Origin of the sequence: Chamaesiphon sp. GL140_3_metabinner_50 (assembly GCF_025361915.1) — a bacterium.
Taxonomy (GTDB): Bacteria; Cyanobacteriota; Cyanobacteriia; order Cyanobacteriales; family Chamaesiphonaceae; genus Chamaesiphon.
Genome location: NZ_JANYJC010000284.1, coordinates 1 through 10,931, shown reverse-complemented (window position 1 = coordinate 10,931; position 10,931 = coordinate 1). Strand labels below are relative to the sequence as shown.

Genomic DNA, 10,931 nt, shown 5'->3' with positions numbered 1-10,931 from the left:
CGATCGTACCGAATGGCGATCGATCTTGCTAATAGTGGCTGTGGGCGTAATGTTTCCCCTCGTCAAACGACTCGATCGAATTCTCGCCGCATTCGTTCACATCGGCTTTGGATTGGGGTTGGGCGTAAATTTACTAGTCGATCGAATTTATCCGCCTAGTTACTGGCTGGTAATCGGCGCGATCGCCTGTTTTGGGCTGTGGCTTGTCAGTCGGAAACTACCTCGGATCTATGCAGTGGCTAGCGATCGATGGGCGATCGGGATTGCCGGATTAGGACTGGCGATCGGCTCGGTAAACTACTTCCACACTGACTTTAATTGGTTGGGGGCGCAAATCGATATTTTCTCAGGTACTCAAGGGTTTGGCAGCCTGCAAACTGCCGCAGCAGCCCGATCGGTACCCTGGTTCCAGAACATTCATGCCACGACATTACTAGCCGCCGGAATTTTAGGCACGGCGATCGGCTCTCGCCAACGGTGGCAACACTCATCTATCCCCGATGGCGTATGGTTTTGGAGCTTAATCTGGACGGGCGAAATCGCCCTGTCTGCCCTCATCCACTTCCTCGGCGGCGATACCCTCACCCTCGCCACGGTTAACATCTTGTTAGCCTTCCCACTCTGGTTTTATACCCGCCAACAGCTCGAAACCGGACTAAAATTAGCACCCTTATTACTAGCCAGTTGGGGTTTATTCCTAAGACTGCCATTTTTTACTACATATACCGGATTACTGACGATCGCCGTTGGCATAATTGGCGTATTAGTCAGCCGTAGACTCAGCAATCTCATCGGTTACGGCGGGCTATGCTTCGTCACCATCGGCTGCTACGAACTAATTACTCATTACCTCCTCCAAGCACCCCCAGGTGGGAGTACCGCCGATGCCTTCACTGTCTATGGCTTAATTACCGCCATCCTCGCTCTGGGCTACCGCCTGAGCATCTGGTGGAAATCGAAGCAAGGTGTCACTCGCTGGTGGAATTTCCGCCTCGCTGGCTTAAAAAACGTCGCACACATTCATTGGGCGATCGCTAGCACCTGGAAAATCGCCGCCGCCACCATTCCCCCCATCCCGATTCCCCAACTCACCCTCGTTCATTTATTCATCAGCATCATCCTCGGTGGCTATGCCTTAATTCAAGCACGCGACAGAGATGGCGGCGACTGGTGGATCTATCTCGGTTTGGCAGAATTAATGGGAGTCGGTATTTACGCCCGATCGATCTTCCAAAATCTGGGCATTTTCGATGAAGGTTTAATCCTCATTTCTTGCACGATCGGTCTAATTATCTTACTAGCTCCTTGGCGGCAATGGGGCTGGCAAGATCGCCCCTGGCGGATGGTTGCGCTCATATTACCACTATCGCGAGTCGTCTTTGAATTCGACCGCATCTCCCTGCTCAATCTCGCCGTACTCGCCGTCTTCTACGCTGGCGTATCGCGCCGCCAAAAACAATTCGGGTGGGCTTATCTGAGCCTAATTTTCATCAACTGGGCAGCAATCCGACTGTTATTTATGTACGATCTTACCAGCCCGATCTGGTATGCCACCTCGATCGGCTTATCAATTTTAGTCGCCGTACAATACGATCCTTACTGGCAAACCTCAAAACAAAATCGTCACTATGGGCGCATCTTGGGCAGTAGTATCATCGCCGTTACCGCCTTACTCTGGCATCAGCCCTGGCTCCCGATCGGCATCGGACTCGCGATCGCCATCTGCGGTATAGTCTTGAGAGTCCGTGCTTGGCTGTATATCGGAACGATTACCTTTCTGTTAACAAATGCCTATCAATTACTGATTCTAATTACCGAATATCCGATTACCAAATGGGCGATCGGATTATTAGCCGGAGTCTTAATTATCACCCTCGCCGCCAACTTCGAGCGGCGCAAAGAACAAATCGAACGCGCGATTGGCTATTGGCTCGATCGATTCCAAGAGTGGGAGTAATTTGCCCTAATGGCAATTTAATTTAAAATGTCCCGATAATGCTACATCGTGCCTGAATATATGTCTAGTTACCCCTAGAGTATAGATTTCATGGTTATTGCCGCTCCGCCACCAGCCAAGGTTAGCTCCAGAAGAATTGTCGATCTTTGGGCGAGTTTACCAACAGATTACAAGGAATCAGATTTGGGATCTAATTTCATGCTGAGACTATTTGACTATTTAGGAGTCAACCATTCCCAAATTAAAAGTGAGCCTGCTATTGGTAGAGGTTTAAAACCAGACTACTTAATCTATAACGATCCAGAGCAGCCGCCTGTATTGGTAATAGAAATTAAAAAACGCGAAGCAGCTTTAGCAGAAGTGAGCGATGCGAAGTTTATGGCAACTTGTCAAGAGCATCCCCGCTATAAGGATGCTGTTGGTTTATCGCCCGCTCCTAACAATGGAATCATTCAGTACTTAGATATTAATAAGGTTAACCCCAGTCATTTAGCCAGTTATGGATTGGTATTCAATGGTGACTTTTTTCAACTGTGGCGACGCGTTGATGGGTTAGTTATTCCGATGATGACTATTAAGCGAGTTACTAAAACTAGCTTGCCAAAATTATTAAAAGAGTTAGTCAAGTGCTTGCAAGCTCCCCCATCTGCTCTGGTAACTGCCATTTGGAATAGTAAAGGCGGAGTCTCTAAAACCACCAATACAATTAATGTTGCTGCCTGTCTAGCTTTAGCTGGCAAACGCGTCTTATTAATCGATCTCGATCCGCAAAACGATCTAACTACTGGGCTGGGGCTAGAAGCAGATTACGCGCCCAACTATTTCGAGCGCATTTATGAAAAGCTTCAGCTCCAAGAACTCGAACATGCTAAAGATATTTTGATGGCATCAATTCAAACTAAGAGTTATGCTACTACCGATGGCAAAAGCTTTCATTTATCGCTGTTGTCCGCAACGAAAGATTATTTAAACAATATTAACGATGCAGTTCGCGCCCATCATCAATACGTTATCTTCAACAAACTGCTAGAGTTGATTCGGTACAATTACGATTATATTTTTATCGATGCTTCTCCTAAATTCGATAACTTAGCTAAGTGTTTGTTATGTACGGCAGATACAATTTTACTTCCGTTCGATCTTGGCTCTAAATCATTAAAACATGCGATCGATATTTCAGCAAAGATAATTCCATCAATTCAATCTATGCGAGATAAAGCCGATGACTTTACAGTCGGCCCTTGGAGTTTAGGACTACTTTACAGTAATTGTCCGGCTCACATTGGCGTGGGTATAGATAAATCAATCGCCGATGTAATTAAGACGCAAGGATTTACAGGCAAACAAGTAAATACGCGGCTAATTAACTTTGCTCAAGTAAAACAAGCGGAGTTTCAAGAAAAACCAGTAGTTTGTTGGCAAAATTCACAAATTACTAAGTTATTTAACGAAGTAACTACAGAAGTGTTTTTAGGTCACAACTATTCTAACAACTAGAATCATTTATTCGATCGGACAAACTTATTAATATATTGGCGAGGTAATTTATCGTGGTATCAACTTTAGAACGACGTAGCACCAGTACGCCTTTAGGACAGGTTTTACGCCTGCCATGCAAATTTATTCAAGGAAAATCTAGTGCCGAAGCGATGGTGATTAATGCTATTGCTAACGAATTAGCTAATTCTGGTAAAAATGTTTTACCCGTGATGGTAAAACTTCTTAAAGAAGACAAGTATAATGCTGTATTTAATACTCAAATTCTGACTGCCGCTCGGCAAGCAGGCTTAGATTTTGTCTATTGTATTGTCGTCGATGATGAGATGGCAGCTCAATTAAAAGTTGAAGCAGGTAAAAATATTAAAGTTAATCTCAGTCAAGCCTCAGAAGCAGAACTTATCGCAGCTTTCGAGAATATTAAGTCGAATATTGCTGCATTTAATAAGCTCGATCCAAATACGATCGCGCGGGCGATCGTTCAATACCGAGCTACCGATCGCATTAATAATTTAACCTTCTTAACCAAACTAAAATGTGGAATTGGCAAAACTAAATTACCTGCATTAGTCGATCGGCTCATGTATTAATCTAGATTGTTTGGACTCGATGTCAATAGCTGAGATCGAGTCCAAACAATAAAAACTTATGTTAACCACTGCTCTAAATTGGCAATTCTCTTTCAGAGAGGCTGCGCCAACGAACTAAAGTCTAATAGATCTTCACCCAAAGATTCTACTCGCTCTAGGGACAACGCCTCAATCTTAGCCAACAGGATCGGACTAATATTTCCTAACTTCCGATTTAGCAGCCTGATGACTAACCCTCTAGCTTCCCCAACACGCCCTTTCACCTCGCCCTCAACTAAGATATCCTGATAAATCGCAGACTCCCGCATAATATCTCTCCGCAGTATTTGTTTTACTAGATTCTTATCCAACACCAACCCAGCCAGAATAGATGCAGTCGCCGCCAGATCTGCTTGAACTTTTCTAGTTTCTACATCCTCAATTCTAGCAGCCACAGCCCTTAAAATCGACTCTGGCTCATCCGTTTGTGCCAAACTCGCAAACGGATTATCATACATATTTCAACCAGTTTTAAATGATGTTAATTTAATTTTATCATTAAAAGCTGGCAATTAATTCGATCGAATAGTGTTGACAATTATGGCAATCGATTAAAGTTGGATCGATCGATCTGGTATTATTGACTATTCACTTTATCTAACTTAGCACTAAAAAGAAAGTAAATTAGTCGATACGGGTGGATTTGTCCAGGTACCAACAATTGTGGGACTATTTGCTGTCAGATGCAGATTATTTACTTGAATTCCCAACCAAGGATGACCTAAATTGAGAGTTGTCAACGGGCTTTGGGCGGGAATATTTAGTTTAAAAGGTGTCCAGGCTAAACCCGCCTCAAAGTCGCCTGTAAACGTCAAAATATCCCGCTCTAAACCACCAAAAACATTACCGCTACCTTTCAACTTTCCCCAGAAAGAAAGCGGTAATTGAGTAGTAGATCGATCGATCTGACAGATACTTATATTAGCTTGAGCAACCGTCACCTGTCGATCGTGCCACGTAAAATCAGCCAACTGTTTTGGCAACCCCCAAATATTTATCCCCCCCGCCACCGAGTCGGGATGATCTACATAAATATGCGAAATCCAAGCTCCGATTTTGCCCTGGTAACGCACCAGAGCCGGAACCACAATTAATTCATGATATTGGAGGGTGGAATTTGGCTCGTAAACAGATACATATACACCGCCGAAGGTTTTGCCCGGTAAAACGGAGACAATCTCTAAATCGTTTGGTACGAAAGCTTTCGCGCTGCTAATATCGATCGCATGTATAGATTGGAGTGCCGTACCATACAGATGCCAAGGTGCTGGAGGATAGGACATATTTAGGAGTTGAGCAAAGAGCTGATATCACAATTCTAGCTAACTAGCAAATTGATAGTCTTCAGCCGCTAATAATTGCCAACTTCGATCGCGATCGGGTCGTAAATCTAGTACCGTTTGGTGATAATCTACTAAGCTAGGACGATGACCGACGCTAATATAAGAAATATCTTGGCTTTGCAATAGCTCGTATAGCCGTCGCTCGTTGGTAACATCTAGCGCACTAGTCGCTTCATCGAGAATGACATATTTTGGCTGACTCAGCAGAATCCGCGCGAAAGCCAGTCGCTGTTGCTCGCCTTGCGAAAGTACCGCCGCCCAATCTTTTTCGGTATCCAATCCACCCATCCGCGTGGTTAAGTTTTCGAGGTTGACTCGTACCAGTGCCGATTGAATTTCGGCATCGGTGATATTTGCCCGTAGGTTGGGATATTGCAACTGGGCGCGCAGTGTCCCCAACAGCATATAGGGCTTCTGGGGTAGGAATAAAGTTTGAGTATAGTCTGGGCTTTCAATCGTGCCCGTACCATTGCGCCACAGCCCCGCAATCGCCCGTAGCAGCGAACTTTTACCACAACCACTCGAACCGACGACGAGCAGCGATTGAGCTGGTGCTAGCTCGAAAGAGAGATTTTGGATCAGCGTTTGCTCGGCGTTGGGGGTATTAAGCGTCAATCCATCGACTTTAAAATGATTTGCAGGGCTGACGATAATTCCCTCGTTACCCGCAAAATCTTTCGTCTCCCGTTGTCTGAATCGCTCGTAAAGCGTCCCCAGCCGTTCGATACTCGCCGTAAACGAAGAAATATCCTGAATTCGCGTGGGGATGATGGAGAGGGCACTGAGAACCATTTGAAAGGCAAATATCCCTTGTCCGATCGTCCCAAAGTCCACTTTTTTGGCAAAATACAAAGGGGCGACAATTAGATAAGGCACCAACCGCGCAAAGTATTTATACGCATATTGAAAAATATCGAGCAGCGCGATCCAAATTATTAATAAATCGTAGTTTCTAATCGCACGCGCAAAACGACCTTCAACGTTGCCTAGTTCTAGATTTTCACCTCGATAAAATGCGATCGATTCGGCATTGTCACGAACGTGAACCATCCCATATCGAAAATCACCTTCGAGTCGCAATTGATTAAAGTTGATTTTAATTAATTTAGTACCGATCCACAATGCCATAATACTCGCGATCGACACATAACCAACTAATCCAAAGGTGAGTTCGGTCGAAATACTATAGAGAATACCTGTAAAGGCAACTAGATCTAAAACTGAATCGAGGATGTCTAAAATTAAATCTAAAATAGTGGTGGTAAAAGAGTTGACATCTTCAGTCATCCGCTGATCTGGATTATCGATGTCTGTATTCGCCGCATTAGAATCTAGCTCGTAATAAGCGCGGTTGCTAAAATAATCCTTTAACAGCATATTGGTGAGCCACTCTCGCCAAAACAAGGCTAATTTCCGCCGCGTATAACGATAAGCAATCAGAATCGGAATCGCGACAACCAGCGTAATTCCGTACACCCAAAGAAACTCCCAAAATACCTTGGGGTCTCTACCATTGAGCGCATTATCGATAAATCTAAACACATAGCTGATTAGCACGTTGAGACTACTGACAATAAAAGCCAGAAATAATAACAATCCTAATACCAGCCATTGTCGCTCTCGTCCTCGCAACTTGCGCCGATAAGCATAGAAAATACCACTACTGAGTATCAGTAGCACCAGAAATATATAAGCAGGTAAAAATGTTAGCAGATTCTGGAAAATTTCAACTGAGCTTTTCCCCAGACTAGAAAGAAACTTGAGATAAATAATCTCATTTACCAAACCCGCAAAGAATTTAGGCGAAAATTGAAAACCAATTAAGGCTAAAGCGACAACAAAGAAAAAGGTAAACGCAACGACAAATACTAGTTGTGTTAAGATTAAAAATAGAAACTGTGTCGAACTTCGCGCACCGGGTGGATAAAAATAAGGCTGGGCAATTTCTACAAATCGCTGCCAAAGCTGTCGATTGAATCGAAATTTTAGGAGTGGTTTAGACTGCGGTGCTGCTGTCATAATAATTGAAGCCAAAGGGGATATCTCAGCGCAGACGCGATTCTCCACCGAGAGGCTACGCCAACGGATCGATCGTAGTTGCTACTTTGTGATGGATCTTAATATACTCCCTTCCCGCCACAGTAGCTCACTCAAATACAATGCCGCGATAAACTTGCTCGATTGGGAAACTAAGATCGATACTTCTTAGCTCAACAATATCCCCAGTCCGATATTGGGTAAAAATCCATTCTCCGTCATCATTCTTACGATAAAGATCGATCGATATTGACTTAGCACTAACCAGAACGTACTCTTGTAGAATCGGATTACGACGATATCGATAAAACTTTTCACTCCGGTCGTAAGCTTCAGTACTGTCAGATAAAACTTCGACGATTAAACAGGGGTAAGCAATATATTGAGTACCGCTCTTATCTCGCTCGTCACAAGTCACACTTGCATCTGGATAGCTATAATCAGTGGTTTCTAGAATATTAATCCTCACATCAGAGTTGCCAGTTATACAATGACTATTATCTAAGTGACTATCTAACATCGAGGTAATTTTAATACTAATTCGACCATGATTAATAGTCCCACCACTCATCGCATAAACTCGACCATCAATTAACTCGTGCCGCTCTAATTGTTGCTCTTCCCACACAAAATATTCTGCGGGAGTGAATCGTCGAAAGCTGTCTTTAACAGCAACCATTTGCAAAACCTCAAGCTAATTTAACTCACTAGTAACTCATTACCAGTTTACTCCGCTAGAGTTAAATCGTCGATTCTAGCGCGATCGCTCATAATTCTATGTTGACTTTGGTATCGGCGATCGGTTAACTTCGCCCGATCGATGTCAAAATGGTTCAGATAAAGATTTATACGTCCCTTCGTAAACGCGATGAATATGTTGAATAGCCTGCAAACAGCCTTTGCTAGTAACCGAGTCCTCAAAGTCATCAGTGGGTTGAATAATTTCGATCGCGATCGAGTTGCTATGGTAGTAACAGCCGCCGATCTCGGTGGTGCGACATTTCTCGATATTGCTGCCGATCCCGAATTAGTCCGGATGGCGCGTCAGCTTACCAGCCTCCCAATTTGCGTTTCTGCCGTCGAACCCGAATTATTTGTTGCTTGTGTCGAAGCTGGTGCCGATCTGATTGAAATTGGTAACTTCGATAGTTTTTACGCCCAAGGTATTCAATTTGAAGCCGATGAAGTTTTAGCCCTAACTGTTGCCACTCGTGCCTTACTGCCCAATATTACCCTGTCTGTGACCGTTCCGCACATCTTGAGCCTAGACAAACAAGTTGAGTTGGCACAAGCTCTAGTTGCTGCGGGTGCAGATATCATTCAAACTGAAGGCGGTACTAGCAGCGCACCCACCCATGCAGGTACGCTCGGCTTAATCGAAAAAGCAGCTCCCACGCTAGCCGCTGCTTACGAAATCTCGCGCGCTGTTAATGTCCCCGTACTCTGTGCGTCTGGTTTATCTAACGTTACCGCACCGCTAGCAATTGCCGCAGGTGCAGCCGGAATCGGCGTAGGTTCGGCAATCAACAAGCTCGACAACGAAATTGCCGCCATCGCCGCAGTTCGCAGCCTGGTAGAAGCTCTAGCTGCTGCTCCTGCGGTTGTGAGAGTGTAGGAGACGAGGGGACTGGGGGACTGGGGGACTGGGAGATTTTGGATTAAGAATACCAACTCCCATCTCCCCGCTCCCATCTCCCATCTCCCATCTCCCATCTAAATTTGACATCGATCGAAAGATATCGGCTAAAATACGTAATAGCCTCCTCGCGATCGTAGAATAATTATCGTGCTTTCTAAACTAATTGCTGACTTCCGGATTATCTTCGATCGCGATCCTGCCGCCCGCAACTGGCTGGAAGTTTTGTTCTGCTATCCTGGGCTACAAGCCTTATCGCTGCATCGGTTCGCGCATTGGTTATTTGTCTTGGGTATCCCCTTTATTCCTCGCTTTATTTCGCATTTAGCGCGGTTTTTTACGGGCATTGAGATTCACCCAGGGGCGACAATTGGCAAGGGCGTATTTATAGATCACGGGATGGGTGTAGTCATTGGTGAAACGGCAATTATTGGCGATTACGCGCTGATTTATCAAGGCGTAACGCTCGGCGGTACTGGTAAAGAAAGCGGCAAACGTCACCCGACACTCGGCGAAAATGTCATCGTCGGCGCGGGTGCTAAAGTATTGGGCAACTTACAAATCGGTAGTAACGTGCGGATTGGGGCGGGTTCTGTCGTACTGCGAGACGTACCTTCAGATTGTACGGTAGTCGGCATTCCCGGACGAATTTTGTATCGAGCGGGCGAACGCGTCGGGCCGCTAGAACATGGTAGTCTACCAGATACAGAAGCCGAAGTAATTCGGGCATTAGTCGATCGAATTGAAGGTTTAGAGCAGCAAGTTCAGAAAATGCAAACTGAGCAAACTTGCAACGCCATTATTCAAGGTGTCGTTACACCCTCCGCCGAAGGCATCGAATTAGCACCGAGTTGTTACTTGGAAGATCGAGTCATTCGGCAATTTTTAGACGGTTCGGGAATCTAGGAGATGGGAGTACGGAGATGGGAGATGGGAGATAAGAGTAGGAAGTAAGAAGTAAGGAGTAAGAAATGCAATTACTTCTAGAGCCTAAACCCTATCTCCGCACTCCCAACTCCCATCTCCCATCTCTTTCCTCAATCATTAATTGCCGCAAGCAAAACTTCCTTGAGGGTGAGATCTTCCATGTCATTCATTGTCATGGTATCGACGATATCAAACTTTGCGCCAGCGCGTCCGAGATCGTCATCGAGGATTTTTAAAAACTTGGTAGCGGCTTCATCCATGCCGACTTGAATGAAAGAAATCGATAATTCTTCGTCGCGATCGAGTTTTTGAGTGGTGTCTAAAATGACTTGCATTACAGCCTTACGATCGTCGGGTTCGCCATCGGTAACTACCAAAATAATCTCGCCATTAGCGGGCGTTTGACCTTGTGCTTTACGCTGTAAATAGTTAGTTGTAGCGTCATTTAATACTGCTGCTAAATCAGTTCTGCCTGAAGGATCGTTCTCTTGAAAAATCGTGCTAACTTTAGCCGCAGTCACATTATCGTAGCGTTTGAATTTACCCGAAAATAGATAGACTGTAATCCCATCGGGGTCGAGTTCTTCGCACTTATTCGCTAGAGCTAATGCTGATTCTTGCATAATTTGCCACCGACTCGGCCCACCCGCGCGATCTTTGGTGGACATGCTCCCACTTTTGTCGATAATTAAAGTGTAATCGCGATTTTCTAACATAGAGTAGTCCTCAGTTTTCATCATGGTAAAGCAGGTTTGCCGAGCATCTTAGCTTGCAGAGTAGCTAAGAGTACCCGATCTTAATTGATTCCAGCTTAACCTTGAGTTCTGGCGATCGTCAAAAGAAGGCATCTTATACCATTGTAGATTGTGGATTTTGCGGATCTGGGTGAGGTGTTGGGTCTCATT

9 protein-coding genes and 1 pseudogene are annotated in these 10,931 nt (G+C 44.8%); 5 read left to right on the top strand and 5 right to left on the bottom strand.

Features of this window, described 5'->3' with window-relative positions:
• The 3 genes and pseudogenes from Q0R35_RS13895 to Q0R35_RS13885 all read left to right on the top strand — a co-directional run.
• Positions 1-1,957 (top strand): annotated as a pseudogene (locus Q0R35_RS13895) (hypothetical protein); the annotation flags it as partial.
• A gap of 90 nt (positions 1,958-2,047) precedes the next feature.
• Positions 2,048-3,454, top strand: a complete 1,407-nt coding sequence (locus Q0R35_RS13890; protein ID WP_295619295.1) for an AAA family ATPase — start codon at positions 2,048-2,050, stop codon at positions 3,452-3,454.
• 53 nt (positions 3,455-3,507) lie between these two features.
• Positions 3,508-4,044 (top strand): hypothetical protein, encoded by a 537-nt coding sequence (locus Q0R35_RS13885; RefSeq protein WP_295619292.1) that lies wholly within the window; start codon positions 3,508-3,510, stop codon positions 4,042-4,044.
• Between the two features lie 92 nt (positions 4,045-4,136).
• On the opposite strand, the gene Q0R35_RS13880 is transcribed toward Q0R35_RS13885, so the two are convergent.
• The 4 genes from Q0R35_RS13880 to Q0R35_RS13865 all read right to left on the bottom strand — a co-directional run bounded on the left by Q0R35_RS13880 (position 4,137) and on the right by Q0R35_RS13865 (position 8,142).
• Complete coding sequence (locus tag Q0R35_RS13880) at positions 4,137-4,541, bottom strand: DUF4351 domain-containing protein (RefSeq protein ID WP_295619290.1); 405 nt, start codon at positions 4,539-4,541, stop codon at positions 4,137-4,139.
• A gap of 150 nt (positions 4,542-4,691) precedes the next feature.
• Positions 4,692-5,366: an acetoacetate decarboxylase family protein gene (locus Q0R35_RS13875; RefSeq protein WP_295619287.1), complete on the bottom strand. Its 675-nt coding sequence runs from the start codon at positions 5,364-5,366 to the stop codon at positions 4,692-4,694.
• Between the two features lie 39 nt (positions 5,367-5,405).
• A complete protein-coding gene (locus tag Q0R35_RS13870; RefSeq protein ID WP_295619284.1) occupies positions 5,406-7,445 on the bottom strand; it encodes an ABC transporter ATP-binding protein/permease in 2,040 nt (679 codons plus the stop codon).
• 127 nt (positions 7,446-7,572) lie between these two features.
• A complete protein-coding gene (locus Q0R35_RS13865) occupies positions 7,573-8,142 on the bottom strand; it encodes a Uma2 family endonuclease (protein ID WP_295619281.1) in 570 nt (189 codons plus the stop codon).
• A gap of 189 nt (positions 8,143-8,331) precedes the next feature.
• Here Q0R35_RS13865 and Q0R35_RS13860 point away from each other — a divergent pair, with 189 nt between their 5' ends.
• Together Q0R35_RS13860 and cysE are read left to right on the top strand one after the other, a co-directional pair.
• Positions 8,332-9,078, top strand: a complete 747-nt coding sequence (locus tag Q0R35_RS13860) for a DUF561 domain-containing protein (RefSeq protein WP_295619277.1) — start codon at positions 8,332-8,334, stop codon at positions 9,076-9,078.
• A gap of 171 nt (positions 9,079-9,249) precedes the next feature.
• Complete coding sequence (gene cysE / locus Q0R35_RS13855; protein ID WP_295619274.1) at positions 9,250-10,005, top strand: serine O-acetyltransferase; 756 nt, start codon at positions 9,250-9,252, stop codon at positions 10,003-10,005.
• A gap of 131 nt (positions 10,006-10,136) precedes the next feature.
• Here the strand turns inward: cysE and Q0R35_RS13850 are convergent, their stop codons facing one another.
• Positions 10,137-10,742 carry a VWA domain-containing protein gene (locus tag Q0R35_RS13850; protein WP_295619271.1) on the bottom strand — a complete coding sequence of 202 codons (606 nt, stop codon included), beginning with the start codon at positions 10,740-10,742 and terminating at the stop codon, positions 10,137-10,139.
• Between the last annotated feature and the right edge of the window lie 189 nt (positions 10,743-10,931).

Bases quoted from the DNA above. Each gene is read 5' to 3' on its own strand.
- Q0R35_RS13890 (WP_295619295.1), top strand. From the start codon at position 2,048: ATGGTTATTGCCGCTCCGCCACCAGCCAAGGTTAGCTCCAGAAGAATT.
- Q0R35_RS13880 (WP_295619290.1), bottom strand. From the start codon at position 4,541: ATGTATGATAATCCGTTTGCGAGTTTGGCACAAACGGATGAGCCAGAG.
- Q0R35_RS13875 (WP_295619287.1), bottom strand. From the start codon at position 5,366: ATGTCCTATCCTCCAGCACCTTGGCATCTGTATGGTACGGCACTCCAA.
- Q0R35_RS13870 (WP_295619284.1), bottom strand. From the start codon at position 7,445: ATGACAGCAGCACCGCAGTCTAAACCACTCCTAAAATTTCGATTCAAT.
- Q0R35_RS13865 (WP_295619281.1), bottom strand. From the start codon at position 8,142: ATGGTTGCTGTTAAAGACAGCTTTCGACGATTCACTCCCGCAGAATAT.
- Q0R35_RS13860 (WP_295619277.1), top strand. From the start codon at position 8,332: ATGAATATGTTGAATAGCCTGCAAACAGCCTTTGCTAGTAACCGAGTC.
- Q0R35_RS13850 (WP_295619271.1), bottom strand. From the start codon at position 10,742: ATGTTAGAAAATCGCGATTACACTTTAATTATCGACAAAAGTGGGAGC.